Origin of the sequence: Bacillus sp. ISO11, from assembly GCF_003458115.1 — a bacterium.
Lineage (GTDB): Bacteria > Bacillota > Bacilli > Bacillales > Bacillaceae_G > Bacillus_A > Bacillus_A cereus.
The window spans coordinates 1-25,919 of the sequence record NZ_QXCO01000028.1 but is presented as its reverse complement, the minus strand read 5'-3'; the positions used below and the strand labels follow the sequence as shown (position 1 = coordinate 25,919).

Below are 25,919 nucleotides of genomic sequence, written 5' to 3'. Positions count from 1 at the left end.
TATTTCTCAACTTTTTTTCTTAGACGGTTACGTAAATTTCTTCGTATATTCCAATAATCATAAGGAAATTTACAACGTTTAGTCGTTTCCGTAAGATGCCTCTAGGAAGCATGAAAGGAGGGGCGTACACAGGGGATAGATTGTCTTTATTATACGTACTTATTTTGAGGGAGGAAATTGAAAATGTTTAAAAAGTTAATGAAAGTATGTGTATTAAGTGTAGCGAGTGTAGGGCTATTATTTAGTTTCCAAGGAAGTACATTTGCTGCTACTGATTTAAGTAGTTACTATGACGGGAAAAATCCAGCAACAACGAAAGTATACGGAGGTAGTACAACGTGTGATGCAGATGGATTTAATGCAAAGTCTACAGCTGTGTATGAAGGGAGTAAAAAAGTAGGGACAGTGTATTTACGTTACAGCAATAAATGTCATGCAGCTTGGGCTAAGTTTGTTTTAGATCAACCAGCACCAGCTGTGTCTGGAGGAGTGTATGCGTACGCTGTTGTGAATAAATACAAAAATGGTGTATTTCAAAAATCAGTCACTTCTAATCAGGGAAACGGTACAATAAAAACAGGTCAAACGAGCACGTATACAGGAATGGTATTTGATTTAACTGCTGATTTCGGATACACAGCAGAGGCTGAGGCGGTTACGTTTAATAACGGTTATGGAAAAACAGGACGCTATTAAAAAGGAGTGGAATACTTTGAAACTTTTAAAAAAGCTAAGCGCATGTTTTTGTCTATCATTGCTCGTTTTAACTAGTGTGTTTAGTACGACTGGTAATGATAAAGCATATGCAGAAGATCATTCGTATGATGGAAAAAGTCCGTATTACAATAGCTGTGACCAATCAGCAGTAACGAAAGAAAAGAAATGGATTGATTCCAATTCTTATGTGGAATTAAAATTTAGCACGACGTGTAAGACAGCGTGGGCAAAAGTTACTGTAACCCGCCCAGCAGTATATAATAATGAAGCTGATGCAAGAATTGTAAGAAAAACAGATGGAAAGGCATACACTTGCGACAGTGCTGGAGGAAATGGTGTTGTAAATAAAGGGCAAACATCATGCTATACGCCAATGGTATATGATTTAGATCCAAGAAAGGCACAGGCGCAGGGGAAACATGCCATTCCGAATAGTGATGCATATAATTATGCGGAGACTATTTGGTATTGATGAGGAAATGGAGAATGTAAGATAGAATATTTTAAGAGCATGTTTTGAGTGGTTTTCAAAGCATGCTCGAATTGTATTCATTCTAATTTTTTTAGTAATCATGGACCATTGAATTAACTAAGGTCTGTATCAGGAGGAGTATATCCAAGATGCCTAGCCATTGATACAATTTGTCCTTTATGATGAAATTCATGTGTTTCTGTATGAGTTAAAAGCCATAGTGGTGTTGTACTCCAAGGTTCTTTTTGCCACTTTACTTCATTTGCTATATTTTCGAGCCAACGGTCATTGTATTCATCTAAAAAACGTTGTACAGTCTCATCTACTAACTTAAATCTAGCACGGACTTTTTCCACATCTGCATGCTCAATTTTATAATCACTAGCGAATGAAAAATCTGCTCGTTTTTGTTTGAATGCGAATGATCCAAGCCAGTATCGATAGCAATCGGCTACATGAATATGTGTCTTTATAATGCCACCGCTCCCGAAATTCGGAACAGTGCTATGTAATTTTTCTAGTGGGATTTCTTCCAAAAATGAAAATAGAGTTTCTCTTGTAGAGCTAATAAGATTATATTGTTGTTTTAAAATATGTAACATGTAAGTACACTCCTCTTTTATTTACATAGTAAGTAATTCTATATTTACGAGGAGGGAACCTTTTTATTATTTTTAATAAGCATATTAGATGTATTTCTTATTTATTTCTGATAGATTAAACAAGGTAAAACTTTAATGAATTGAACATTCTTAGTTCATAATAAATTGTACATCAAGAAGGGGAACGATAACATGAATAGACTAGTGGGTTTAAAACAATTTGAAATAACGCGCGGGGCATTACTTAAATTTATGGAGACGCTAGATGATAAAATTGCAGATACGCAGCCAGAGGGTTTTAACAATACAATTCGTTGGCATATTGGTCACGTGTTAACAGCAGCAGAAGTTTTCATGTTTGGAAAAGAATTCAAACAATTACCAACTGAATATCCAGGTATGTTTGGATATGGATCAAGACCATCTAAATGGAAAACAGAAGGACCATCATTAGAAGTGTTAACGACTCAATTAAAAGAACAAGCAAAGCGTATTAACGAAATGCCAGCAGAAGCATTTGAAAATAAACTACCAGAGCCGTTTTTAGGATTGGAAACTGTTGGTGAGCTTTACGGTATGATGCTTTATCATGAAGCTGATCATATTGGGCAAATGAAGGCGATGGAACGTATTATTAAAGCTCTTTAGTCTTAATTGCATATAACAAGCAATACAGTTGTAATGTTAAATAATATATACAAAAAAGGTAGATAAATTATTATCTACCTTTTTTGTATAACTTCTTGAAGGATTAGAGAATTTTATAATTTTTTAGGTTGTGATTATTAATTGTAGTATTCCTAAATATGGAATATAAGTATAATGATAGAGAAGAACTAGAAATAGGGGTGAATACTATGATTACATTAGAGCAAAAGTTAGAGCAATATAAACATACATATGTACAGTTAAAGGGAGAACTAAAATGGAAAACGAGTGATTCTCGAACAGGAATGATGATTGCTGCTATGTATGCAGGTAGTGATAAATTGTTTAATCTCGAACGTTTTTTAGAAATTAGTAGTTATATTAAGAATCAAGTAGGGATGTTTTCATACTTAAAGTCTTATCATCGTTTTGTAGTGGCCGCAACATTAGATATTCACTTTACAGATTACAAGAAAGCTTTTCGGACGTTTTTAGATTTATATGAACAATTGGTCACTGGTGGCTTTAGCCGGAGTATATTTACTTATCTCGCAGCAGCTGTGCTTTTAACAGAAGAAAATGAACAGCATGGCGCGCACATTCAGCGTTCGATGCAAGTATATAAACGCATGAAAAAGGATCACCTCTTTCTTACAAGTACAAATGATTATCCGCTCGCGGTTTTATTAGCAGGACAATCAGAGAATGTAGAAACACTTATGGATCGTGTAGAACGTCTGTATCAGAAACTAGCGAAAGCTGGTTTGCGTAAAGGGAATGATCTTCAGTTTTTAAGTCATATTCTTTCACTAAAGAAGGATGTCCGGGAAGAAATGTTAGTTGCAACATGTACAAACATATGGAATTTGTTAAAACAAGAAAAGGTAAAAGTGAAACAGATGCATTATCCAGCAATCGGGCTACTAGCGTTACTTGAAGATGGAGAAAAAGAGATTTATGCTATTAAAGCGTTGATTGAAAAACTGCAGGGGGAGAAATTATTCCGTTGGCATACAGATACGAATATTCTTATTGCTATTCAACTGTTCGTAAGTCAGAAAGGTGAGGAAAGTAAAGCTACCAACACAGGTTTACAAACTATGATAGAAGTCCTCATACAAGCACAACAAGCAGCTATGATGGCAACGATTGCCGCTTCATCTGCAGCAACATCTTCTGCTAGTAGTAGCTCATAATATGTAACTACTTTAATAAGGAAGGTAAAAAAGCCCATCACTTTCTAATGAGTGATGGGCTAACTATTTTTACATAATCAGCATTATTTTTTCGACTCTTTCAAATGTTTGAGTTGTGTAACAATCATAATGCTAATAACAACGAGTAAAAACCATGAACTAATTTTGCTTAAGTGAACGAGATTCCACGCTTCCCGTTGATTTGGATATTGCCATGCTCCGAAAAATGTTGCGATGTTCTCTGCAATCCAAATGAAGAATCCGATAAGGAAAAAGGAGAGAACGAGTGGCATTGTATATGTAACGCCTTGTAATGAAAATTGTACAAATGTGCGAGAGAAAACAATGAATAGTAGTAAAGTTAATATCCATCTAAAATCGTATGTAAAGTGGTGTGTGAAAAAATTGAAGTAAATCATAGCTCCTAACGGCACGGCAAAAATAGCTTTCGGCCAATGATGCATTTTTAAATGCAACCTTCTCCACGCTTGGCATATGTAACTTGCGACACTTGCGTACATAAAGCCGCTGTAAAGTGGAACTCCAAAAATCTTTGAATACGCCTCTTCAGGATAACTCCATGAACCGAAATGAACTTTATATATTTCTAGTAAAAGGCCGATGAGGTGAAAGACAGTAATTACTTTTAATTCGTCTTTCGTCTCAAGTCCAGTCTTGTACATAATCCACTGCATAAGAAGACATGCAATGAGTATGAAATCATAGCGATATAACCCTGGAATAGAAACGATTTTTGAAAGGGCTAGTGTTAAGAAAATAACGACTGGGAATAAGCAAGATAATGCTTGCTCGTAAGTGAAGTGTAGTAGTTGTTTTATATATAACATTGGGTCACCTTCGGTATTTTTATTTGAAAACTCGAAATAATGATTAAGTATACTACACTTTTAAAAATAAGCTAGTAGTCTATTTTGTGTGTATTTGTAATTTTTGGAAGGGAATTGTAATAAGTATTTTAATATTTAGCGAAGTGAAAAAATAGTTTGCTATTTAAAAAAAGTGGCGATATAATATCTAAATGAAAATGATAATTATTATCAATAATAATTACAAATAAAAAATAATTATAAAAAACAACTGAATATAAAGGATGAAATGAAACATGTTACATAAGTCTACTGTACATGCTGGTAATAACCGCTGGATACATATTAAGTTCATATGTTTCATGAGCTTAACAATTTTATGTTTAATTGGATCTATATTTTTAGCCATTTCATTTGGTGCAAAAGATATTCATTTACAAACGGTGTGGGGAGCGGTTTTGGATTACAATCCGAAACTAACACAGCACCAAATTATTTATGAATTAAGGCTCCCGAGAGTAATTGGTGCAGCAGTTGTAGGGGCAGCTTTTGCGGTTGCTGGTGCTGTTATGCAAGGTGTAACACGAAATCCTTTAGCTGATGCAGGTGTACTCGGAATAAATGCAGGTGCGATGTTTGTAGTAGCACTTAGTTTTGCCTTTTTTCCGCATATGCCATATTCCTATTTAATGATTGTCTCTTTTATTGGAGCGGTTTTAAGTACAGTACTCATTTTTATTATCGGATCGGCCACATCAGGCGGATTAACACCAATGAGGTTAACGATTGCTGGAGCGGTTATGGCAGCGCTTTTACATTCATTAAGTTCAGGTGTTGCGATTTATTATGATTTAAGCCAAGATTTAGCGTTTTGGTATGCTGGTGGTGTTGCAGGGGTTAAGTGGGAACACTTGAAATTTTTAGTCCCTATTATTCTTATAACGATTATTTTTGCGACAATGCTAGGGAGATCTATTTCACTCATATCAATGGGAGATGATGTTGCTACAAATTTAGGAGTGAAAACGAACCGAACGAGAATACTAGGGATGATTATAGTAGTCATTCTTGCAGGTGTATCTGTTTCAGCTGTTGGTTCTATCGGATTTGTAGGACTCGTTATTCCGCATATTGCTAGAAAATTAGTTGGTGTTAATTATCGACTCATTATTCCTATGTCAGCATTATTAGGTGCTATGTTATTAGTTTTAGCTGACCTAGGAGCAAGAGCAGTAAACCCTCCTAAAGAACTTGCGATAGGAATTATGGTAGCTCTTGTTGGAGTTCCGTTCTTCCTCTATATAGCACGTAAAGTTGGGAGGGAGTTGTAAGTGAAGAAGATTTTAAACACAGATAAAAAAAGAGCCATTACTGTAACTACAATATTCGGTTGTATTGGTATCGCTGTTATTTTACTTAGCTTAAATACAGGGACACTGAGTATAGAGCCACTTAAAGTAATTCAAACACTTTTTGGTTATGGTGATTTTGAGAGCGCAACCGTGCTATATGATTATCGTATGCCAAGAATTATAATCACCATGTTAGCTGGTATTGGCCTTGGGATTTCCGGTGCGATTTTGCAAGGATTATCCCGTAATGCACTTGCAGACCCTGGTATTCTTGGACTGCATTCAGGTGCATCTTTCGGGCTAATTATATTTGTTACATTCTTTCATTCTATTAATGAAAGTGCATCCATTTTAATACCGTTATTTACATTTGGCGGAGGAGTATTAGCTGCATTTCTTATTATTTTACTTGCGAGTGATCGGTCAAATGGTTTACTTCCCATTAGACTTATTCTCGTTGGTATTGCAGTTTCAGCTGGTTTTAGTGCAATTTCGTTATTTTTCTCTCTCAAGTTAAATGATGAGACGTATACATTCGCTTCTAGATGGCTAGTTGGTAACGTGTGGGGAAGGGATTGGATTCATGTCCTTGCATTATTACCTTGGATTTTCATACTAACCCCTTATGCGTGGCTAAAATTTAAAACGTTAAATGCATTGTCACTAGGTGATAGTGTAGCGGCAGGACTTGGTGTTTCTGTTCAAAAAGAACGGTTATTACTTTTAGCTACAGCGGTTGGATTATCTTGCGCAAGTGTATCGATGGCAGGAGGGATTGGTTTTATCGGTTTAGTTGCTCCGCATATCGCAAGGAAGTTAGTAGGTACTACATATCAACACTTTCTTCCTTTAGCTGGCATTATCGGAATGATTATTTTAGTGCTAGCAGATACGATAGGTCGTTCTATATTTGAGCCAAACTCTATTCCAGCTGGTGTAGTAGTGGCGGCATTAGGAGCACCGTATTTTCTTTATTTACTTACAAAAACAAAATAAATACTTCAAAGAGGAGAACATATGAAAAAGAAACTTACTATTTTATTTAGCATGATGTGTATTTTAGTATTAGCAGCATGTGGTCAAACGAAAGCTAATGAAGAGGCAACGAAAAAAACGGAAAAAAGTAATGATCCAAAAATCGCCTCTATGTCCATTCATTTAACAAATAATTTACTTGCATTAGGAATTACACCAGTAGGTTCTGTTATTGGCGGAGATTTAAAAGATTTCTTACCGCACGCAAAAGAGCAGTTGAAAGATACGAAGAAACTTGGTGTTGTAACAGATCCGAATATGGAAGCGTTACTTCAATTGAAGCCAACTGACATTTATGTGGATGAAAAATACGCGGGCAAAGATTTAGCGAAATACGAAAAAATTGCAAAAACACATTCTTTCAATTTAGATGAAGGTACGTGGAGAGATCATTTAAAACAAGTTGGTAAACTTGTAAACCGTGAGAAAGAAGCAGATAAATATATTCAAGATTACGAAGAGCAATCAAAACGAGTAAAAAGTTTAATAGATAAAGAGCTAGGTAATAACGAAAAAGTAATGGCAATTCGCGTTACTGCAAAAGAATTACGTGTATTTAGTACAAAAAGACCGATGGGACCAATTTTATTCCAAGACTTAGGATTACAACCTGCAAATGGTGTAGAGAAAATTGATGGAAATCGCCCTTTCGAAGTCATTTCACAAGAAGTATTACCTGACTTTGATGCAGATGCGATTTTCGTTGTTGTAAATAGAGATGATAAAGCAAAAGCAGCATTTAAACAACTTCAAGAAACGCCAATTTGGAAAGACTTAAAAGCAGTTAAAGGCAAGCACGTATACATTATCAATGATCAACCATGGCTGGACTATTCTGCTTTAGGAAACAAAATGGCAATGGATGAAGCGGAGAAAATGTTTACGAAATAATATAGTTTTGCTATTAGGAAAGGCCCTCTAAATTTGGAGGGCCTTTCTATTATTGTTAGAATAAATAAAAAATTATACAATGAAGTTAATTCAATATGGAGGAGATGTGCCAATGTCAGCGCTTATTGTAAGTATCCCCGTTATTTAAAAGGGGGAGTTTGAAATGACAATGAATCTTTTTCAAAATAAAACGATTAAATTATCAGCTATTAGAGAAGCAGATGCTGAAGTAATGGCTATGTGGTAAGAAGATAGTGAGTATTTAAGGAATGTAGATACAGATGTAGCATTCCCGCAATCGATACAAGAAATAGCAAGTGATGGGCTATTAAAGGGACGGAGATCGAATAGTGTTTCTTTCATGTTAAGGACAGTTCAAGATGATCGCTTAATTGGTTTTGTTGCAATTCATGGCATAGAGTGGAATAACAGAACGGGTTTATTAGCTATTGGTATAGGAGATGCGAATGATAGGGGGAAGGGATATGGAAGAGAAGCGATCTATCTTATCTTAAAATATGCTTTTTATGAATTGAATTTACACCGCGTCGGTCTTGATGTTATTTCTTATAATAAAGCTGCTATTGAGTTGTATAAAAAGATGGGTTTTCGGATGGAAGGCTGTATGAGAGAAGCGGTTCAAAGAGATGGGAAGTGTTTTGATCGTATCATTATGGGGATATTGCGGGATGAATGGATAGAGCTGCAAGGTTAGAAAGTACATTCAAAATTATATATGTAGTATGCAGGAGATATAATGATAATTGGCGAATTTTTACAATGTACTGATTGAACTTATAAGGAGTCATGAAAAATGAATTTAGAAAAAAGTAAACCAGTAAATGAAGAGGTCGCTGAATTAAAGGAATTAATTAAAGAATTACACGGAAGTGTACATCAACTTCAAAGTGAAGTGCAGCAATTAAGGCATGAAAGACCGGTTGTTGAAGTAAGAAAAGGTGTTCAATTATCACCAGCAATCGTTGGACAAATTGGTGGTATGATATTGGGTGGATTAGCAATTATCGGTATATTTTGGTGAACGAAAAAAGGTTTGCAGCACGCATGCTGCAAACCTTTTGTATTTGACGACATAATTTCATGCAATACAACTTTTACATTAAATAACGTAAATATATATAAGCATGTGATAACAAGAGTGCAACAATAGTTAATGGTAAACCAATTTTTAAGAAGTCCATATAAGAGAAGCCATGTCCTTCACGTTTTGCAATACCCGCAACGACTACGTTTGCAGATGCACCGATTAGTGTTCCATTTCCTCCTAAGCAAGCTCCAAGAGATAACGCCCACCATAGTACTTCGATTTGCGGAGAATCGACAGATAGTCCGAGTCCTGTAGCTAAGTCTTGAATAAGAGGAATCATCGTTGCGACAAATGGGATATTGTCGATTGTCGCAGATGCGATGCCAGATACCCATAAAATAAGTATAGCTGCGAATCCGATGTCACCGTTTGTTACGTCGATTACTTCTCTTGCAAGTGAAGAGATAAGTCCGATATCAATTAACCCGCCAACGAGAACAAATAATCCGGCGAAGAAGAAAATGGTTACCCATTCAACATGGGCAAATACATCTTCAATATCATGTTCTTTCACGCCGATTAACATAAGAAGTGTAGCGCCTGTCATCGCGATAACAGCAGCGTCTACATGAATAATCGAATGAAGTACGAAGCCTAAAATAGTTAGTCCTAAAATCGAAATAGATTTTAAAAGGAGGCTTTGATCTTTAATGTAATCTTTTTCGTTTAATGCCATTAGTTTTTCGATTTGTTCAGGTGTTGTTTTTAGTTTGTTACGATACATGAAGTAAATAATGCCAAGTGTCACGATAGAAATAATAATTACGATTGGAGCTAAGTTAAGTAAAAAGGCGTTAAAGTCTAAATGCTTGTTTGCTGATCCAATCATAATATTAGGTGGATCACCGATTAATGTTGCTGTTCCGCCTATATTTGAAAACAGCACTTCTGAAATCAAATAAGGCACAGGATTTACTTTTAAAATACGTGTAATGGATAGCGTAACAGGAACGATTAATAAAACAGTCGTTACATTGTCCAAAAATGCTGATCCGACAGCAGTTAATAGGGATAGTAATAATAAAATGCGAATCGGTTTTCCGCCAGCTGCTTTTGCCGCTTTAATGGCCACAAATTCAAAGACGCCTGATTGACTCGTAATATGTACGAGAATCATCATCCCAATCAAAAGGGTAATCGTTTCCCATTGAATATGTGATGTGAAAGCAGTATGTAAATCTACAACTCCAAAAATAATCATAATAGCAGCACCGAATAGTGCGATTACAGCACGATTCAATTTCTCAGAAATAATAAATCCGTACGTGATTAAAAATACGGCAATTGCAAAATAATATTGCCAATTTGCTACTTCATGTGCTGACTGTTCCAATCATGTCACCTTCTTTAAATTATGTATTCAATTGTCGAAATGTATCTCGCTGCAATAATACGGGATAAAATATATTGTAGCAAATTCAAAAAAGAAAGAAAACTATTTAACAAAGTGAAGGAAAAAATGTATTTTTTACATATCATATAAAAAATATAAAAAACACAGTGCAAATTATTAGGAAAAGTGAGCGTTGTCCTCTAATATAGAGATAGCAATTTACATTATTTTTGCGTAAAATGGTTTAAAGAGGTGAATTCCGATGGAAATAGTAAAAGATAGTTCTCTTATTCAAAATGAAATTGAACGTTTTGTAAATAAAGATGTATATATTCATTTAGAAACGACAAACGGAGCGTATGCATCACACATAAATGAAAAGATGATGACAGTTGGTGCTTTCATTCGAAATGCGATTATCCGTTTTGAACGCGGGAAGATAACTGGAACAAATCCATACCGAGTTGGTCTGAAAATGGATCACGGTTGGGTATATGCTGAAGGTATTACGCACTGGGAAGTAGACGATCAAGAGCGTTTATTACTAGCTGGACATGATAATTTAGGTCGCTTAGCAGTTGCACTTGAGTTAAGCTTAACACCATTTAAGTAAGAAGGAGGGAAACTTATGGAGAGACATGTACTTGTTGTATTTCCGCATCCAGATGATGAAGCATATGCTGCGGGAGGAACAATTCGCTTATTAACAGATCAAGGAGTACCTGTAACATATGCATGTGGTACTCTAGGACAAATGGGACGTAACATGGGTAAGAACGTATTCGCTAACCGTGAAACGATTCCACATATCCGTAAGAAAGAATTGAAAGATGCTTGTAAAGCGATGGGTATTAAAGATTTAAGAATGCTTGGCTTCCATGATAAAACGTTAGAATTTGAAGATGTTGATTTCGTTGCTGACAAAATTGAAGCAATCATTCAAGAAGTAAATCCATCTCGAATTATTACATTTTATCCAGAACACGGTGTACATCCAGATCATAATGCATTTGGCCGCGCTGTCGTTCGCGCTGTATCACGTATGCCAAAAGAAGAGCGCCCAGTTATCCATGCTGTTGCGATTACGAAAAATCGTGAGGCAGTATTAGGAGAACCGGATGTTGTAAATAACATTAGTGAAGTATTTGATCATAAATTAACTGCATTAGGTGCGCACCGTTCACAAACAGAAGCAATGCTTGAAGACACGCATGCAAAAATAAAAAACAAAGATGCAGCAACATTAAAATGGCTGCAACTTGAACAGTTTTGGACTTATAAATGGGAGTAGGCTAGAAGGATACCTTCTAGTTACTCTTACATAGAAAAGCGCCGTCACTTGTGATGGCGCTTTTTTTATTGAAGACTATATATTTCTTAAGGGGCTTCAAAATTTTTAAATTAACGTGCAGTATAGCCTCCATCAACAAGAAGTGTTGTACCATTAACAAAACTAGCTTCATCACTTGCTAAAAATAAGACAGCTTTAGCGACTTCTTCTGGTGTTCCAAGTCTGCCTTGTGGATGAAGTGAAGCTAAATATTCTTTCTGTTCAGGATTAACACTACCAAGTAAAGGGGTGTCAATATAACCGGGGCACACCGCATTAATACGTATTCCATATTTAGCGTAGGCAGTACATAAATTTTGAGTTAATAGTTTCACACCACCTTTTGCAGAGGAGTATGCTGTTGGGGTAGGTAATGAAACAAAACTATGAATCGAACCAGCGTTAACGATGACACCACCTGTACCTTGTTTAAGGAATTGTTCAATCGAATATTTATTAGAAAGGAATACCCCAGACAAATTAATATCAATAGTTCTTTTCCATTTTTCATAGGATAATTCATTTGCCGGTGCATCATCAGCAACGCCGGCATTGGCATACATAATATCTAATTTACCGTATGTACTTACTGTCTCATGAATTAGCTGTTTAATATCTGCCTCTTTTGTTACATCAGTTTTAATAAATAACGTATTATATCCATGTGCATTCAATTCATCTGATAGTTCTTTTCCACGTTCAGAAAAGTCAGCAATAACTACTTTTGCACCTTCTTCGATAAAAAGACGAACAGTAGATTCGCCAATTCCACTTGCTCCACCAGTTATGATTGCTACTTTGTCTTTCAATTTCATATAAACCTCTCCATTCATCAATGAATTTAAGTCGAATTTTAAAATCTGGTTATATCACTATTAACCTTAAATAGTAAGTAGATAGAAGAAAAAGCTCGCGTTTACTTAATTGTGAGAGTGCTATTTTTTCTTTAGTGTACTTTTTGATACAGTTATGGACGAAAATATTAATTTGGTCAATCTTATCATTAGATTGAATATTTGGTAAAGAGCTCTCGAACAGAGCGAGTACGGATGCTAAAAAATTAAAATAAATATGAAGTATTATTTGTAGGGTAAGGAACAAGGGGGAGAGGCATAACGAAAACTACTACTCTATTTAAATAGGAAAAACCTTGCAGGGGGGCAAGGCTTTAAACAGGGTATTAAAAATGGTTGATTTATTAAGAAGAACTTCTTCTTGTGAATAAACTAATTTTAGCATGATAACTCATGTGTATGTGTTACGAATTTGTGAATAAAAACTCAATGATAAAAGTATGAGTGAAAGGAAATAATGTATTTGAAATATGTATTATTACAGAAAGTTTAGTTGAAATAGTGAGGAAAATAAAAAAGCGCAATGAGCAAAATAATTAAGAGACGAATTATATGAAAGATTAGTGGAACGCCTACTATTTAATTCTTTAGAACTGATTTTTAATAATGCATATAAGAAGCGTATATTTTGAATTATTTAATAGAATAATATATATTTATATTGATTTAGTGATTTTAGTTTGTTAAAAATGGGGAAATCGATATGAAGGTTAAATTTGCCGTAATAAAAGATGAGAGCTTTGATTGTAGTTTATTGGAAACAAAATTATTGAAAACTTTTAAAGAAGTAGATTGTGAAGCAGATATTGTAAAGGTTGAGGATGAAATTTTTGAAAACAATGATGTACAAACGCATTTATCAGAAATAACCATTCATGTTACTGGAAAAAATATCGGATATAGATCCGTTTCAGCCAGTATATTTATTGTTCTAGAGAGTTTATCAATACAGCTATTTCGTATTCATATTAGTATACTTTAAGCAGTTCAAAAATTGGCTTCTTCAGAAAATCATACTGATTATATGGAGTTGTAAATATGAAAACAATAGAAATTATCGTAGGTGCTTCCGAATGTTGGATTGCACCTTGTTTGTTGTTAAATAAACAAGGGGTTCCTTTTAAAATTTTAATGTATCTTAACGCTAATTTATAAATAGAAGAATAGAAACATGTGAGTAATTCAATTAGATTGTACAAATAATTTGGTACGCGGATATACGCAATGTATTCACAGGTAAGAGGGTTGTCTCATAATATATATAGATTTTTCTATTAAGATGAACAGAGGGTGTGAATATATGGAAGATGTTTACGCTAAAATTGACAGTCTCAAGGCGGAGCAAAAAGAAATGATGAGAGACATTCGAAATTTAGAAACGCGTACCACTATTAATGAGAAAGATATAGCAACAATCAATAAGCAATTAGAAAAAATAAGTACAAACACTACTTGGATTTTGCGAATTATTATTAGCACGATAATAATGTCAGTTTTAGGATTAATATTAAAAGGAATGATTTAGTCTTGTGAAATAGAACGATATAAAAGAAAGGGGGGAGCTCCCTCTTTCTTTTATGTAAATGGGAAGCTATAAATTTTCTGTTTCCTTTTCACCTGCATATTTTTCCTCTAAAGAAATTAATAGAGGAATGGATACGGTTACTAGAGTGATTAAAGTAGTTATAAAAGATTTAGAAAGAGAAAAAGAACCTTCAATTAAAGGTGATAAAAACTTGAATGAAAGTAGACTTGTTATGAAGGAAATTACTAAAAAGCTAAAAAGAGAGATATTTTTATTCTTTATAGATGTTTCTATAAAGTCTTTAACACAGGTTATTACAACAAATATAGTTAATATGATAAGAGAAACAAAATAATGTGTTAAATTCGTCATACTAATAGTAGGATCGTCTATTATGTAAGCAAGTAACTTAGATACTAATATTCCTCCAAACAATAAAATAATAAAAGCAAGTAATCCTTCCAATATATAAGTGCTCAAATTGTCTTTCTTGTTAAAGAGTTTATAGTTTAGAGTAGATTGGGTTATTTGAATTAGGAATAGGCTAATAATCCATACATAATATACAATTGGTAATTCTCCTGAGAATAGAGAAATTAGGAAATTTAATACTGTCCTTAAAATTTCAATCATTACGAAAGTCCTCCTGTTTGTAAGCTTGTGACATTAAAATATGCTAGTCTATCGTTTAATAATTAAGTTTATGAATTCAAACTATTTCTAATTATTCCATAAAAAGGTGAATGCATCAAGTTATCTTTTTAACAATCCTCCAAGGCCGAGCACTAGTAAAAGAAACGCAATATGTAATATAATTGAAAAAGTATATTTAAAAATCGATGTTAATATTACCCTCCTATAAGTATTAACATACGTAATTGAGGTGTTTTCTTTGTTGTTTTATGACCGGATTTCTATAATGGCCCCTCCTGTTCCGTAGCTAAGGAAAGTCTTTTTATTTCTGAGATTTTCAAAGTTATAGGAGGGTATGAAAAATGAAAAAAGTCTCAGTACCATCACTTTTGTTAATGATTGTTCTTGTCGCATTTCCGCAAATTAGTGAAACGATTTACACACCGTCTTTACCGGATATTTCAAAGGCGTTACATGTAAGTAATAATGAGGTGCAGTTAACGCTTAGTGTGTATTTTGCTGGATTTGCTTTAGGTGTATTTTTTATTGGATGGCTATCAGATATAATTGGCCGTCGCCCAGCAATGTTATTTGGAATTGTCGTATATGGCGCTGGGAGTTTCTTGTGCTTTATTGCAAATTCCATTGAAGTTTTATTGGTAAGTCGTTTTATTCAAGCGTTTGGAGCAAGTGCAGGATCAGTTGTGACGCAAACGATTCTTCGTGAAAGTGTAGAAGGGCATAAGAGGCATGTTATGTTTGCTCAAATTTCAGCAGTCATTGCTTTTACACCAGCGATAGGACCGTTAATTGGTGGCTTTCTTGATCAAATGTTTGGATTTAAAATAGTATTTTTAAGTTTAGTAGTTATGAGTATCGGTATTTTTCTGTATACGTTTGTTTCTCTTCCTGAAACAAAAACGGGCTCAGTAACGAATAAAATAAATGTATTTTCAGTCTTGAAGAGGTTAATTACAAATCGGAAAGTGGTAACATATGGGCTGTTAATTGGAGGAGCAAATGGTGTTTTATTTAGCTATTATGCAGAAGCGCCGTTTATCTTTATTGAATACTTTCAGTTATCGCCTAGTATGTATGGCTTTCTAGGAATTGTTGTAGCATCTGCTTCTATTGTTGGAGCGAAAATTTCAAAACGTTTACTTGCTACTTATAAACCAGAGAAAATTATATATATCGGTTGTCTTGTAATGACAGGGGGAGCTATCCTTTTATCTGTTATTACGTTTGTGGGATCAAATCCGAATGTAATATATATGGTTGTATTTTTAATAGCGATGTTTATATTGCTATTAGGAATTGGAGTAGCGTTACCTAATTGTTTAAGTTTAGCGTTAGTAGATTTTCAAGATGTCATTGGTACAGCTGGAGCGTTGTTTAGCTTAGGATACTATGTAATTGTAGCGATGACAATTTGGGGAATGAGTCAATTGCATACGGGCTCGTTACTGGCGATGCCACTTTATTTTCTGGTTATAGTAGTTATAATGGCAGTGTTTACTAGGGTATTTATCTTTGGTAAGCAAACTTCGAAATCGATTTAAATATGAAATCGTAATAGAGTCTCATTTTTTAATGAGACTCTTTTATATTTTATCCCGTTGTTTTGAGGCAGAAAGGTTTCTGCTTCAAAATTTGGCTGGAGTAAAGAAGTTAGTAGTTTATTAATATATTAAATTCCTTATTGGTATATGAATCGAATGTGTGGGAAATTACGTTATCAACTATAAAGGTTGAAGTATTTGAGATATGAAACCGAGGAAGATAGCATCTCCTCGGTTATTTATATTGTAATAATATACATGCCGGAATCATATTGAATAGATGTATTTTATTGTTAATTTAGTTAAAAATTAATCAGACTTATGTATAATAATTTATTGAAAAAATAATTGAATTTTTCAGATTAATGAATTAATATAAGGTAAGTAATTTTAAGATTTATAGAATATTGGAAGATGAAAGGTTTTGAGAATTTTATTAGGAGCACAAAACGATTTTAGGATAGCTTTAAAGCTAGTGTAAAATGACGTTTGCTTCATCATTTTCAGGGCCGAAAGGAATTAGGGGAAAGCATCTTGTGTTAAAATGCGGTTATGAATCATCTAAGAGGGGGAAGTGAAGTGGCAAACAAAGAATTGAAAAGAGGTTTAGAAGCACGTCATATTCAAATGATTGCTTTAGGCGGAACGATTGGTGTTGGTTTGTTTATGGGGTCAGCCAGCACAATTAAATGGACAGGTCCGTCAGTAATGCTTGCTTATGCAATTGCAGGTATTTTCATCTTCTTCATCATGCGTGCCATGGGAGAAATGTTGTATATGGAGCCAAGTACAGGCTCATTTGCGACATTCGGTCATAAGTATATTCATCCACTAGCTGGTTATATGACAGCGTGGAGTAACTGGTTCCAGTGGGTTATCGTTGGGATGTCAGAAATTATCGCGGTTGGAGCGTATATGCAATATTGGTTCCCGGATTTACCAGCTTGGATACCAGGTATAATTGCAATGGTTATTCTTGGTGCAGCTAACTTAATTTCTGTTAAGTCATTTGGTGAATTTGAATTTTGGTTTGCGATGATTAAAATCGTTACGATTCTATTAATGATTATTGCAGGATTTGGCCTTATTTTCTTCGGAATTGGTAACGGCGGAGAAGCGATTGGCATATCTAATCTTTGGTCAAATGGCGGTTTCTTTACAGGTGGTTTTTCAGGATTCTTCTTTGCATTATCACTTGTAGTTGGAGCGTATCAAGGTGTGGAATTAATCGGTATTACTGCTGGTGAAGCGAAGGATCCAAAGAAGACACTTACAAGAGCGATTCAAAGTACAATTTGGCGTATTTTAATTTTCTACATCGGTGCTATTTTCGTTATTGTAACTGTGTATCCGTGGGATCAATTAAGTACAATTGGTAGCCCGTTCGTAGCAACTTTTGCGAAGGTTGGTATTACGGCAGCAGCTGGATTAATTAACTTCGTTGTTATTACAGCAGCAATGTCTGGTTGTAATAGTGGTATTTATAGTGCTGGACGTATGCTGTATACGTTAGGTGTAAATGGACAAGCACCGAAGTATTTCACGAAACTTTCTGGAAATGGTGTGCCTTTATTTGGTACAGTTGGCGTAATTATCGGTCTGGCGGTTGGTGTTGTTTTAAGTTATATCGCACCGAAAAACTTATTCGTATATGTATATAGTGCAAGTGTACTTCCTGGTATGGTACCATGGTTCGTCATTTTAATTAGTCAAATTCGTTTTAGGAAAGAAAAGGGAGCAGAGATGAAAGATCATCCGTTCAAAATGCCATTTGCTCCTGTAACAAACTATTTAACAATTGCCTTTTTAATTATGGTATTAATCGGAATGTGGTTTAACGATGATACTCGTATTTCATTAGTTGTAGGTATTATTTTCTTAGCTATCGTTACAATTAGTTTCTATGCTTTCGGAATAGGAAAGCGAGCTCCGTTAGACGTTCAAAATAATAAAGAGATTTCAAGTAAATAAAGAAGAGGCTGTTCATCTGGAACAGCCTTTTCTTATTGTTGTTATTTGTCGATAAATCGATATAACTTGTCGAATCGTTGATATAATTTGATTTGTGATAGATATATTCGAAAAATCGTTGATATAATTTCACATACTACCTATCACTATCATGATTAAAATTTCTCTAATACGATTTTCCCAATGGTGTGCCCGCTTTCAAGTAGTGCATGTGCTTTTTTTAGTTTTCAGCGTTAATCGGTGTTAATGTTTCATTTAAAGTAAGAATTCTTTACTTCTATATTATAGATGGTGAAATACTGCATGTAAAAAAATACCCTCTTTTTTATGCAAGCTGTACTGATAGTCTAGAAGGAGTTTATTTCTAAAAAGAAGAATTTTTTACTGTATTACTTTATCCAAAACTAAATGTAAAGGTGGATACATAATGACAGTAAAGAAACTTTATTTCATCCCAGCAGGTCGTTGCATGTTGGATCATTCGTCTGTTAACAGTGCGTTAACACCGGGGAAACTATTAAACTTGCCGGTGTGGTGTTATCTTCTGGAGACGGAAGAAGGTCCTATTTTAGTAGACACAGGTATGCCAGAAAGTGCAGTTAATAATGAAGGGCTTTTTAACGGTACATTTGTTGAAGGACAGATTTTACCGAAAATGACTGAAGAAGATAGAATCGTGAATATATTAAAGCGTGTAGGGTATGAGCCAGACGACCTTTTATATATTATTAGCTCTCACTTACATTTTGATCATGCAGGAGGAAATGGTGCTTTTACAAATACACCGATTATTGTGCAGCGAACCGAATATGAGGCAGCACTTCATAGAGAAGAATATATGAAAGAATGTATATTACCGCATTTGAACTACAAAATTATTGAAGGGGATTATGAAGTGGTACCAGGTGTTCAAGTATTGTATACGCCAGGTCATTCTCCAGGCCATCAGTCGCTATTCATTGAGACGGAGCAATCCGGTTCAGTTTTATTAACGATTGATGCATCGTACACGAAAGAGAATTTTGAAGATGAAGTGCCGTTCGCAGGATTTAATCCAGAATTAGCTTTATCTTCAATTAAACGTTTAAAAGAAGTTGTGGCGAAAGAGAAACCAATTGTTTTCTTTGGTCATGATATAGAGCAGGAAAAGGGTTGTAGAGTGTTCCCGGAGTATATATAGTGCAAAAAGTCATGAGTTCGCGTGCTCATGACTTTTTCATTTAAATAATTTTTTTAAATAAATTATAAACTTTTTTTGAACTATCTTCGTTTAACTGATAGTACGTAAGGTTTACATCATCAGGAGTATCTTGCTGAGCAATCATCACTTCGCTGCTGTGATGATCAACTATCCATATGAAATATTTTTTATAAGTTCCATCCTCGAAAGTAATCCACATATCACAATCTATTAAATCTGATCCTTCTTCATCCAATGTTAATTTTCCTTTTTTTGCGGTATTCATACTGTTAATAAATGTTTTTAATTCATCTGTTTTTGTGAGAAAGATATCCTTTTTTGTTTTAATTGATTCTACATGTATATCTTTTATTTCCTGCTTTCCTAAAAAAACAGGGGGCTCATTTGGATCTCGCGAGCTTGAAATAATAGTAGCTTTCTTTTTCGGTTTGTTTGCAGTATAGAGATCTTGAATAGATTTTCCCGAGTTTACAAACCATACAATTCCACAAATAATTAATACGCTACCTAGCAATAAAATAATTTTTTTAATAGGGTTTTCTCCTCTCTATTATTTCGTGTGAAGAGCTTTTCTATTAATATATGATAGGTAAGCGTAAAGTATTATAGTTGAACTTGGTTATGCTTCACAGTTTTTATCGGGCGATCTATGAGTAAATTGTAAGTGAGCCCAATTAATACGAAAATGCCACCGATAACTTTACCGATTGAGAGTTCATTTGTCAGGAAGAAATCAATGATAGTCCCCGCAAATAATTGTCCGATAAAGATGAGTAATGTTAAATAAAAGGCTGATATTTTAGGAGTAATATAGTTGGATAATGAAATAACGATAACGCCTACTAATCCGCCTAAGTACACAGCAATAGGAATAGATTGTAACGTCTGCATTGGAATATACAATGAATCTGAACTGAAAATTAAAAATAACATAGAGAAAAATAATCCAGTAATATAATTAAAAAACGTGCCTTCCCAATTTCCAATTTCCTTTGCTAAATTCGCGTTAATAATTCTAGCAACAACGATAGAAACACCAGCTAAAATAGCGATCGTAATATATAACATTTTCTTGCCCCCATTAATAAATTGTCATGATTATAATTCCAGAAGAGATGAAACATAATCCAATTAGTTTTTTCTTTTCAAACTTTGCAACTTTCATTCCTAATAAGCCGAAATGATCGATAATGATGGAAGCAATAGATTGACCGAGTAAACTTAATGCGATCGTAATAGAAGCACCAAGGACGGAGAAACTTATATTGTTAAAAAGAACAGTGAATACTCCAATCGCTCCAGCGCTATATAAAAAAAGTGGAATACTTTTATCGAAACGAATTTTATTTTTGTTTATGATTAAAATGAAGATAACTGCAATTAAACCGACAAGGTGAATGACCACGCTTGCTGTGTACTTGCCAATTAACTCAGATAAAATCCCATTCAGTGGAAGCATAACGGCGATGAGCACACCAATAAAGACAGAAAGAAAGTTATACAATGTAATATCCCCTTTGTATTTCATATTTGTAATGACTGTATCATGCTGAAATTGTGTATTGTTATGACATATGTCATAGTGGAAGAAGAAAATTTTGATTACAATGGGGATGAGTTGTAAAGGTGGGGAACTATGAAGAAAGTATGTAATTCTATTAAATTAGCAGAGTATATGAAGAAAAATAATATTGATTCATTTTTTAGTCATGATATGAAGCCATATATGGAACTTATATTTTTTAAAAAGAATGAGTTTATTTGTAGAGAAAATGAAGAGATAGATTATTTATATTTCTTTGTTGAAGGAAAAGCGAAAGCGTTTAACACATTAAGTAACGGGAAATCCGTATTACTGTGTTTTTATGATAGTTTGCAGTTACTTGGAGATGTGGAGTTAATTCATTCCCAAAGGATTACATCAAATGTACAAGTAATGGCAGATTCATATTGTGTTGGTTTACCATTAGGAAAAGTGAGAAATAAGCTATTTCATGATGCGAAATTTTTAAGATGTATTTGCGGATCATTAGCACATAAGTTAAACCGACTTTCCAAAAACAGTACAATTAATTTATTGTATCCGCTTGAAAATAGACTTGCGAGTTACATGTTAGCAGCAGGGGAACGAGCAGTTCAGCATGAAAATAGAATTGTGTTTAGTGGGAATTTAACGGAAATAGCGGAGTTGTTAGGAACGAGCTATCGGCATTTGTTGCGAACATTAAATATTTTTTGTGATAAAAATATAATCAAGAAAAACAATGGTTGTTTTGAAGTAGTGAATGTAGAAGTTTTGAGGGAATTGGCTGCGGATGTTTATAAATAATATATTAAAGTAGGGATTAAGATGAAAATAGCTATAATTTCAGATATCCACGGAAATAGTCACGCTTTAAAATCGGTATTAAAAGATATTACACGTCGCAAGGTCGAAATGATAATAAATTTAGGAGATAGTGTGTACGGGCCGTTAGATCCTTTAGAGACAATTGAAATATTAATGAGTAGCGAGATGATACATATTAAAGGCAATTGTGATCGCATGCTTTGGGAACCTATACAAGAGCAATCTGCTACACTAACTTTTGTTCAAAATCAATTAACAAATTATCATATAGGTTGGTTAAAACAACATCCTTCACAATTTATTGTAGACGATATGTTATGTTGTCACGGTACGCCAACTTCAGATGAAGTGTGTTTGTTAGAAGAGATGAATGAGAATGGTGCAATATTAAAGAATGAAAAAAATATAATGGATCAACTCCAAAATATAGAACAAAAAATAATAGTATGTGGTCATACACATATTCCTAGAGTTGTTTATTTAGCGAACGGAAAGATCATTATAAATCCAGGAAGTGTAGGACTTCCAGCATACAAAGATGAGTTACCTGTTATGCATAAAATGGAATCAGGAACTCCGCATGCAAAATATGTAGTGATAGAAAAGGTTTTGGAAGAATGGACAATTGAACAAATTTCAGTTCCTTATAATTGGGAAGAAGCTGCTGGATTGGCTGTTCAACAAGAAAGATATGACTGGGCACAGGCGCTAAAGACTGGGAAGATAGAATGAAGGGGAGTTTACTTTATGGTAAACTGCTCTTTTTTATTTTGAGTAGATATTGAATCATATAAAAAGAAAATGTTATGATTATGGAAACATATGAATATATGAACAAATATTCATATGTAAAAGAAGGAGGGATTAGAATGATAGACCTAATTATTATTGGAGCGGGTCAAGCTGGATTAACAATGGGATATTACTTGAAGCAAGAAGGGTATAATTTTTTATTACTTGAGGCAGGAAAACAAGTTGGTGATTCATGGAGAAATCGATATGATTCTTTGCAGCTTTTTACCCCAAGGTCTTACAGTAGCTTGCCGGGTATGGCGTTAATAGGTGAAAAAAATGAATTTCCATATAAAGATGAAATTGCAACTTATTTAGAAGAATATGCAAGACATTTTCAATTACCGGTACAATTACAAACGGAAGTTCTAAAAATAAAGAAAGAAAAAGAAATATTTGAATTACATACTCCTACAGAAGTTTTACAAACGAAAAAAGTTATTATCGCATCAGGTGGTTTTCAGCAACCATTTATTCCCTCAGTTTCAGCAAATCTATCATCACATATTTTTCAAATACATTCATCACAATATAAATCATCACCGCAAATTCCACAGGGGAAGGTACTTGTAGTAGGTGGCGGGAATTCAGGAATGCAAATAGCAGTAGAACTTGCAAAAACGCATGAAGTTACGGTGTCTATTAGTCATCCTTTAACGTTTTTACCGTTACAACTTTTTGGAAAAAGTATTTTTAATCTGTTAGAAAAAATGGGTTTATTGTACGCTGAAATAAATACAAAGAGGGGAAGATGGTTTCAGAAGAGAAAGGACCCTATTTTCGGTTTTGAAGGTAAGAAACTTATTCGTAATGGAGCAATCAAACTGCAAGAAAAAGTAGTAAGTGCATCAGGAAATAACATTATGTTTCAGAATGGTGATATTTATAGTGCAGAAAGCGTTATATGGTCAACTGGTTTTGTTCAAAATTATAATTGGATTGAAATTGAACAGGCAGTGAATGAGAAAGGATTTCCTAATCATATAAAGGGAATCAGTCCAGTAAAAGGATTGTATTATATCGGTTTACCATGGCAATCTCAAAGGGGTTCCGCACTTATTTGTGGTGTAGGAAAGGATGCAGCGTATGTACTTTCTGAAATCAAAAAAATAGATCAGTAGCGATAACTACTGATCATCCATATGTACATGAATTAGGAGAGGTCAAACATTTATTAACTTTATTATAATAGATTTTTATAGAATTAAAAACTGAAAATTCAAATTTAATGTTGAGAAAGTTTTTTGTATCGAAATATATGAAAAATAGGGATTTTTATTGAAACAGAAAAAGATATTTCTATTTTAGTAAATTATGATATAGTCTAAATAAGCGTGTTTTTCCATAAATGTAATTATTTTCATTGTAGTTTCGTTTATATGAGGGAAGGAGAAGTAATTATGAAGTTTGATGATCAACGCTTATTAGGAGTCCGATTAGGTTCTGTACTTGTGACAGAGGAAAATCAATATTTAGTAATTAAGAAAAAAGATCATTATGCACTGTTAAATATACATAATTTAGAATGCACACATGTTGAAGTGCAGTTAGAACATTTGGAAGAAATGTTGCGGGAAGATTTCCAAGAAAGTATAACGGAGATTATCGCACCAGAACATATAAAAATTGTTGCGAAAAATGTTATATAGATAAAGAAGCTGGAAGGAACTGCTTCTTTATTTTCATTATAAGGATAACGTTTTTACAACTTCACCAATGATCCCTTCCATTTGATGAACACCTAAATCGGAATTGGTCATAATAACAGCACCATTCCCGCAGTATGGATAACAAACCATCATACATTGAAATCCAACGCCCCATCCGAGTGAATAAACCTGTAATTCTTCATTAGAATCATCTAGAAAAACACCTAATCCAGTCCATTTTGAGCAACCTTGAGGAGAAATCATGTCTATTACTAATTTTTGAGAAAGTTTTAGTTTACCCTTTCCTTGTAAGGAATGAATGATTTCAATAACTAAAGCTGATAAGTCAGTTGGTGTTGTCCAAATGCCTGAAGCAGCTGCGAATGGATAAAATGGATACTTCTCATTTGTTACAGTTCTATCTTTATTATGTCCGCAAGCAAAAACATCGGTTTTATCTATGTCTTTTGGAGAGAAAAGTGTACTATATTTCATTTGTAGTGGCTGGAAGATGTGTTCTTCTAATAACTGACTAAATGATCTTCCTGTAATATCTTCAAGTAGTAGTTCGGTTATACAAAAGCTTGCGTCTGAGTAGTGAAATTCACTTTCTGGTTTATAAGTTACCTCTATAGGTACGGGGCAATATAGTGTTTTACCGGAAAGGAGCTCAGACATATTAGGTAAGCCTTTTGCAGGTGTATAATGTTCAAAACTATTAGGTGGATCAATGAGTCCAGATTGATGGCTTAATAAGTTTCTCAAAGTGATGCTTTTTTGTGAAGTAAATAGATTAGTAGGAATGTTCCAAGATGTGAGTTTATCATTTACGTTTTCATCTAAATATACGATACCTTGCTCTGATAATGTTAGTACGAGCATTGTAGTGATGAATTTGCTGATAGAACAAGAATTAAAGAGAGAATTTGTAGTAACAGCTCTAGTTGTTCCAGCTTCAAGTGTTCCAAAGGCAGTCACTTCATCTAGTTGGCCATTACGTATAACAGCGAGGCTTAAACCTGCAACGGAATATTGATTCATTTTCTCGTATATATTGCTACTTTTTAAGTTCATGGTGACTCCTTTCTTTAAAGACAGAATATTATTTTTCTTTTTTAGTTAGTTTGAAGTGAACTTTTGAAAAAATTTGTCTCGGTACATGTACATAACCCATGAGATTGTTATTAAAGAAATGATGATTTGTTTGTTTTTAATTGGTGCATTGAGAACAAGCCAACCAACTATATCAAATAATAAATGTAGCACGATTGAAAGAACTACAAATTGAAGTAACGTATTTAAAAATCTTTTCATAAAGTGTCCCCCTAAAATAATAGGTTTTATTAACAGTTTGATATAGTGGTATTTTACAGTAAATGTGTCCTGTGGTAAAATTTACATAAGTTAGTGAAATAAAACAAATGAAAGTTAGTAAGGGGGAACACTTATGGAATTCTGGATGGTTATACTAATATTAGCCTTTGGTTTCATTTATATCGCTGAAAAATTAGCTAGAATTGAAAAGAAAAATGATGCGCGTTTAAAGAGAATTGAAGATAGATTACAATTAATTACGAAAGAAATGGGAATTGTAGAAAGAGAACCTGAAATTAATAAAGAACTACGCCAGCTTGTAGAAGAAGGAAAAAAAGTTACAGCAGTTAAGAGAGTAAGAGAAGCTTTTGGTTTTTCCTTACTAGAAGCGAAGCAATATGTTGATAAATTATAAAAAAGATCATCCATTTGAACTGAACCCAAAAAATTAGACAAATATATTAAGCAGCTACTAAGGATTGAACTCTGTATTGCACAGGGGACAATCCTTTTAGTTTTGTTTTAATTCTTTTGTGATTGTAGTAATGAATATAAGT

At 34.0% G+C, this 25,919-nt stretch carries 31 protein-coding genes and 2 pseudogenes; 21 read left to right on the top strand and 12 right to left on the bottom strand.

Going from position 1 to position 25,919, the window contains the following annotated elements; genetic code table 11:
- Positions 1-183 precede the first annotated feature (183 nt).
- Entirely contained in the window at positions 184-696 is a 513-nt protein-coding gene (locus tag D1166_RS23745; RefSeq protein WP_000473747.1) for a YjfA family protein, read from the top strand.
- A 16-nt stretch (positions 697-712) separates the two neighbouring features.
- The gene (locus tag D1166_RS23740; RefSeq protein WP_001986411.1) at positions 713-1,189 is read left to right on the top strand and encodes a DUF2690 domain-containing protein; all 477 of its coding nucleotides are present in this window, start codon (positions 713-715) and stop codon (positions 1,187-1,189) included.
- 113 nt (positions 1,190-1,302) lie between these two features.
- On the opposite strand, the gene D1166_RS23735 is transcribed toward D1166_RS23740, so the two are convergent.
- Positions 1,303-1,791: a DinB family protein gene (locus D1166_RS23735; RefSeq protein WP_000902395.1), complete on the bottom strand. Its 489-nt coding sequence runs from the start codon at positions 1,789-1,791 to the stop codon at positions 1,303-1,305.
- Positions 1,792-1,983: 192 nt separating this feature from the next.
- Here D1166_RS23735 and D1166_RS23730 point away from each other — a divergent pair, with 192 nt between their 5' ends.
- Positions 1,984-2,439 (top strand): DinB family protein, encoded by a 456-nt coding sequence (locus D1166_RS23730; protein ID WP_001081117.1) that lies wholly within the window; start codon positions 1,984-1,986, stop codon positions 2,437-2,439.
- 158 nt (positions 2,440-2,597) lie between these two features.
- A complete protein-coding gene (locus D1166_RS23725) occupies positions 2,598-3,635 on the top strand; it encodes a DUF4003 domain-containing protein (RefSeq protein ID WP_100070331.1) in 1,038 nt (345 codons plus the stop codon).
- A gap of 83 nt (positions 3,636-3,718) precedes the next feature.
- Here the strand turns inward: D1166_RS23725 and D1166_RS23720 are convergent, their stop codons facing one another.
- On the bottom strand, positions 3,719-4,483 hold the full coding sequence (locus D1166_RS23720; RefSeq protein WP_000965751.1) for a DUF817 domain-containing protein: 765 nt from the start codon (positions 4,481-4,483) through the stop codon (positions 3,719-3,721).
- A 275-nt stretch (positions 4,484-4,758) separates the two neighbouring features.
- Between D1166_RS23720 and D1166_RS23715 the strand changes: the two genes are divergently transcribed.
- The 5 genes and pseudogenes from D1166_RS23715 to D1166_RS23695 all read left to right on the top strand — a co-directional run bounded on the left by D1166_RS23715 (position 4,759) and on the right by D1166_RS23695 (position 8,782).
- Positions 4,759-5,793 carry a FecCD family ABC transporter permease gene (locus D1166_RS23715; RefSeq protein WP_000902724.1) on the top strand — a complete coding sequence of 345 codons (1,035 nt, stop codon included), beginning with the start codon at positions 4,759-4,761 and terminating at the stop codon, positions 5,791-5,793.
- On the top strand, positions 5,794-6,810 hold the full coding sequence (locus D1166_RS23710) for a FecCD family ABC transporter permease (RefSeq protein WP_000722672.1): 1,017 nt from the start codon (positions 5,794-5,796) through the stop codon (positions 6,808-6,810).
- 21 nt (positions 6,811-6,831) lie between these two features.
- A complete protein-coding gene (locus D1166_RS23705) occupies positions 6,832-7,740 on the top strand; it encodes an iron-hydroxamate ABC transporter substrate-binding protein (protein ID WP_000728224.1) in 909 nt (302 codons plus the stop codon).
- A 163-nt stretch (positions 7,741-7,903) separates the two neighbouring features.
- A pseudogene (locus D1166_RS23700) lies at positions 7,904-8,455 on the top strand (GNAT family N-acetyltransferase).
- Between the two features lie 99 nt (positions 8,456-8,554).
- The gene (locus D1166_RS23695) at positions 8,555-8,782 is read left to right on the top strand and encodes a coiled-coil domain-containing protein (RefSeq protein WP_001047523.1); all 228 of its coding nucleotides are present in this window, start codon (positions 8,555-8,557) and stop codon (positions 8,780-8,782) included.
- A 73-nt stretch (positions 8,783-8,855) separates the two neighbouring features.
- Here D1166_RS23695 and D1166_RS23690 read toward each other — a convergent pair whose 3' ends face one another.
- Positions 8,856-10,181 (bottom strand): ArsB/NhaD family transporter, encoded by a 1,326-nt coding sequence (locus D1166_RS23690; RefSeq protein ID WP_000437992.1) that lies wholly within the window; start codon positions 10,179-10,181, stop codon positions 8,856-8,858.
- Positions 10,182-10,443: 262 nt separating this feature from the next.
- On the opposite strand from D1166_RS23690, the gene D1166_RS23685 reads away from it, so the two are divergent.
- Positions 10,444-10,794, top strand: coding sequence for a YojF family protein (locus D1166_RS23685; RefSeq protein ID WP_000407045.1), 351 nt, complete (start codon positions 10,444-10,446; stop codon positions 10,792-10,794).
- 15 nt (positions 10,795-10,809) lie between these two features.
- Positions 10,810-11,472 (top strand): bacillithiol biosynthesis deacetylase BshB2, encoded by a 663-nt coding sequence (gene bshB2, locus D1166_RS23680; RefSeq protein ID WP_000439486.1) that lies wholly within the window; start codon positions 10,810-10,812, stop codon positions 11,470-11,472.
- A 110-nt stretch (positions 11,473-11,582) separates the two neighbouring features.
- On the opposite strand, the gene D1166_RS23675 is transcribed toward bshB2, so the two are convergent.
- Positions 11,583-12,326 (bottom strand): SDR family NAD(P)-dependent oxidoreductase, encoded by a 744-nt coding sequence (locus D1166_RS23675; protein WP_000768021.1) that lies wholly within the window; start codon positions 12,324-12,326, stop codon positions 11,583-11,585.
- Between the two features lie 742 nt (positions 12,327-13,068).
- Between D1166_RS23675 and D1166_RS23665 the strand changes: the two genes are divergently transcribed.
- Both D1166_RS23665 and D1166_RS23660 read left to right on the top strand, forming a co-directional pair.
- Positions 13,069-13,347, top strand: a complete 279-nt coding sequence (locus D1166_RS23665) for a hypothetical protein (protein WP_000865018.1) — start codon at positions 13,069-13,071, stop codon at positions 13,345-13,347.
- Positions 13,348-13,665: 318 nt separating this feature from the next.
- Positions 13,666-13,890 carry a hemolysin XhlA family protein gene (locus tag D1166_RS23660; protein WP_000390471.1) on the top strand — a complete coding sequence of 75 codons (225 nt, stop codon included), beginning with the start codon at positions 13,666-13,668 and terminating at the stop codon, positions 13,888-13,890.
- A gap of 66 nt (positions 13,891-13,956) precedes the next feature.
- Here the strand turns inward: D1166_RS23660 and D1166_RS23655 are convergent, their stop codons facing one another.
- Positions 13,957-14,523 carry a DUF5823 family protein gene (locus tag D1166_RS23655; RefSeq protein ID WP_000570032.1) on the bottom strand — a complete coding sequence of 189 codons (567 nt, stop codon included), beginning with the start codon at positions 14,521-14,523 and terminating at the stop codon, positions 13,957-13,959.
- Between the two features lie 362 nt (positions 14,524-14,885).
- Between D1166_RS23655 and D1166_RS23650 the strand changes: the two genes are divergently transcribed.
- Complete coding sequence (locus D1166_RS23650; RefSeq protein ID WP_000758011.1) at positions 14,886-16,085, top strand: multidrug effflux MFS transporter; 1,200 nt, start codon at positions 14,886-14,888, stop codon at positions 16,083-16,085.
- A 579-nt stretch (positions 16,086-16,664) separates the two neighbouring features.
- Positions 16,665-18,056, top strand: coding sequence for an amino acid permease (locus tag D1166_RS23645; protein ID WP_001284405.1), 1,392 nt, complete (start codon positions 16,665-16,667; stop codon positions 18,054-18,056).
- 155 nt (positions 18,057-18,211) lie between these two features.
- On the opposite strand, the pseudogene D1166_RS23640 reads toward D1166_RS23645, so the two are convergent.
- Positions 18,212-18,318, bottom strand: a pseudogene (locus D1166_RS23640) (zinc-binding alcohol dehydrogenase family protein); the annotation flags it as partial.
- Between the two features lie 165 nt (positions 18,319-18,483).
- On the opposite strand from D1166_RS23640, the gene aiiA reads away from it, so the two are divergent.
- Positions 18,484-19,236 carry a quorum-quenching N-acyl homoserine lactonase AiiA gene (aiiA, locus tag D1166_RS23635; protein WP_000216582.1) on the top strand — a complete coding sequence of 251 codons (753 nt, stop codon included), beginning with the start codon at positions 18,484-18,486 and terminating at the stop codon, positions 19,234-19,236.
- Between the two features lie 40 nt (positions 19,237-19,276).
- On the opposite strand, the gene D1166_RS23630 is transcribed toward aiiA, so the two are convergent.
- The 3 genes from D1166_RS23630 to D1166_RS23620 form a co-directional block, all read right to left on the bottom strand.
- On the bottom strand, positions 19,277-19,771 hold the full coding sequence (locus tag D1166_RS23630) for a YhfM domain-containing protein (RefSeq protein WP_000901696.1): 495 nt from the start codon (positions 19,769-19,771) through the stop codon (positions 19,277-19,279).
- Between the two features lie 89 nt (positions 19,772-19,860).
- A complete protein-coding gene (locus tag D1166_RS23625; RefSeq protein WP_000965814.1) occupies positions 19,861-20,325 on the bottom strand; it encodes a DMT family transporter in 465 nt (154 codons plus the stop codon).
- Positions 20,326-20,338: 13 nt separating this feature from the next.
- Positions 20,339-20,785 (bottom strand): DMT family transporter, encoded by a 447-nt coding sequence (locus D1166_RS23620; protein ID WP_002005482.1) that lies wholly within the window; start codon positions 20,783-20,785, stop codon positions 20,339-20,341.
- Positions 20,786-20,893: 108 nt separating this feature from the next.
- On the opposite strand from D1166_RS23620, the gene yeiL reads away from it, so the two are divergent.
- From yeiL to D1166_RS23600, 4 genes are all read left to right on the top strand, one after another.
- Positions 20,894-21,586, top strand: a complete 693-nt coding sequence (gene yeiL, locus D1166_RS23615; protein ID WP_000754828.1) for a transcriptional regulator YeiL — start codon at positions 20,894-20,896, stop codon at positions 21,584-21,586.
- Between the two features lie 21 nt (positions 21,587-21,607).
- The gene (locus D1166_RS23610) at positions 21,608-22,339 is read left to right on the top strand and encodes a metallophosphoesterase family protein (RefSeq protein WP_000684251.1); all 732 of its coding nucleotides are present in this window, start codon (positions 21,608-21,610) and stop codon (positions 22,337-22,339) included.
- Between the two features lie 137 nt (positions 22,340-22,476).
- On the top strand, positions 22,477-23,520 hold the full coding sequence (locus D1166_RS23605) for a flavin-containing monooxygenase (protein ID WP_000566229.1): 1,044 nt from the start codon (positions 22,477-22,479) through the stop codon (positions 23,518-23,520).
- Positions 23,521-23,799: 279 nt separating this feature from the next.
- The gene (locus D1166_RS23600) at positions 23,800-24,048 is read left to right on the top strand and encodes a hypothetical protein (RefSeq protein ID WP_000666948.1); all 249 of its coding nucleotides are present in this window, start codon (positions 23,800-23,802) and stop codon (positions 24,046-24,048) included.
- A gap of 36 nt (positions 24,049-24,084) precedes the next feature.
- Here D1166_RS23600 and D1166_RS23595 read toward each other — a convergent pair whose 3' ends face one another.
- Both D1166_RS23595 and D1166_RS23590 read right to left on the bottom strand, forming a co-directional pair.
- Positions 24,085-25,122 (bottom strand): serine hydrolase domain-containing protein, encoded by a 1,038-nt coding sequence (locus D1166_RS23595; RefSeq protein ID WP_001050195.1) that lies wholly within the window; start codon positions 25,120-25,122, stop codon positions 24,085-24,087.
- 45 nt (positions 25,123-25,167) lie between these two features.
- Positions 25,168-25,362: a hypothetical protein gene (locus tag D1166_RS23590; RefSeq protein WP_000819663.1), complete on the bottom strand. Its 195-nt coding sequence runs from the start codon at positions 25,360-25,362 to the stop codon at positions 25,168-25,170.
- A gap of 133 nt (positions 25,363-25,495) precedes the next feature.
- Between D1166_RS23590 and D1166_RS23585 the strand changes: the two genes are divergently transcribed.
- The gene (locus tag D1166_RS23585; protein ID WP_000397713.1) at positions 25,496-25,777 is read left to right on the top strand and encodes a hypothetical protein; all 282 of its coding nucleotides are present in this window, start codon (positions 25,496-25,498) and stop codon (positions 25,775-25,777) included.
- A gap of 46 nt (positions 25,778-25,823) precedes the next feature.
- Here D1166_RS23585 and D1166_RS23580 read toward each other — a convergent pair.
- Positions 25,824-25,919, bottom strand: a 96-nt coding sequence (locus D1166_RS23580; RefSeq protein WP_130055901.1) for an IS3 family transposase, incomplete at its 5' end; no start/stop codon positions are given.

Coding starts and splice junctions, on each gene's coding strand:
- D1166_RS23665 (WP_000865018.1), top strand. CDS start 13,069: ATGAAGGTTAAATTTGCCGTAATAAAAGATGAGAGCTTTGATTGTAGT.
- D1166_RS23705 (WP_000728224.1), top strand. CDS start 6,832: ATGAAAAAGAAACTTACTATTTTATTTAGCATGATGTGTATTTTAGTA.
- D1166_RS23600 (WP_000666948.1), top strand. CDS start 23,800: ATGAAGTTTGATGATCAACGCTTATTAGGAGTCCGATTAGGTTCTGTA.
- D1166_RS23595 (WP_001050195.1), bottom strand. CDS start 25,122: ATGAACTTAAAAAGTAGCAATATATACGAGAAAATGAATCAATATTCC.
- D1166_RS23610 (WP_000684251.1), top strand. CDS start 21,608: ATGAAAATAGCTATAATTTCAGATATCCACGGAAATAGTCACGCTTTA.
- D1166_RS23675 (WP_000768021.1), bottom strand. CDS start 12,326: ATGAAATTGAAAGACAAAGTAGCAATCATAACTGGTGGAGCAAGTGGA.
- D1166_RS23720 (WP_000965751.1), bottom strand. CDS start 4,483: ATGTTATATATAAAACAACTACTACACTTCACTTACGAGCAAGCATTA.
- aiiA (WP_000216582.1), top strand. CDS start 18,484: ATGACAGTAAAGAAACTTTATTTCATCCCAGCAGGTCGTTGCATGTTG.
- D1166_RS23620 (WP_002005482.1), bottom strand. CDS start 20,785: ATGAAATACAAAGGGGATATTACATTGTATAACTTTCTTTCTGTCTTT.
- D1166_RS23660 (WP_000390471.1), top strand. CDS start 13,666: ATGGAAGATGTTTACGCTAAAATTGACAGTCTCAAGGCGGAGCAAAAA.
- D1166_RS23730 (WP_001081117.1), top strand. CDS start 1,984: ATGAATAGACTAGTGGGTTTAAAACAATTTGAAATAACGCGCGGGGCA.
- bshB2 (WP_000439486.1), top strand. CDS start 10,810: ATGGAGAGACATGTACTTGTTGTATTTCCGCATCCAGATGATGAAGCA.
- yeiL (WP_000754828.1), top strand. CDS start 20,894: ATGAAGAAAGTATGTAATTCTATTAAATTAGCAGAGTATATGAAGAAA.
- D1166_RS23625 (WP_000965814.1), bottom strand. CDS start 20,325: ATGTTATATATTACGATCGCTATTTTAGCTGGTGTTTCTATCGTTGTT.
- D1166_RS23590 (WP_000819663.1), bottom strand. CDS start 25,362: ATGAAAAGATTTTTAAATACGTTACTTCAATTTGTAGTTCTTTCAATC.
- D1166_RS23725 (WP_100070331.1), top strand. CDS start 2,598: ATGGAATATAAGTATAATGATAGAGAAGAACTAGAAATAGGGGTGAAT.
- D1166_RS23650 (WP_000758011.1), top strand. CDS start 14,886: ATGAAAAAAGTCTCAGTACCATCACTTTTGTTAATGATTGTTCTTGTC.
- D1166_RS23715 (WP_000902724.1), top strand. CDS start 4,759: ATGTTACATAAGTCTACTGTACATGCTGGTAATAACCGCTGGATACAT.
- D1166_RS23695 (WP_001047523.1), top strand. CDS start 8,555: ATGAATTTAGAAAAAAGTAAACCAGTAAATGAAGAGGTCGCTGAATTA.
- D1166_RS23735 (WP_000902395.1), bottom strand. CDS start 1,791: ATGTTACATATTTTAAAACAACAATATAATCTTATTAGCTCTACAAGA.
- D1166_RS23685 (WP_000407045.1), top strand. CDS start 10,444: ATGGAAATAGTAAAAGATAGTTCTCTTATTCAAAATGAAATTGAACGT.
- D1166_RS23585 (WP_000397713.1), top strand. CDS start 25,496: ATGGAATTCTGGATGGTTATACTAATATTAGCCTTTGGTTTCATTTAT.
- D1166_RS23655 (WP_000570032.1), bottom strand. CDS start 14,523: ATGATTGAAATTTTAAGGACAGTATTAAATTTCCTAATTTCTCTATTC.
- D1166_RS23745 (WP_000473747.1), top strand. CDS start 184: ATGTTTAAAAAGTTAATGAAAGTATGTGTATTAAGTGTAGCGAGTGTA.
- D1166_RS23605 (WP_000566229.1), top strand. CDS start 22,477: ATGATAGACCTAATTATTATTGGAGCGGGTCAAGCTGGATTAACAATG.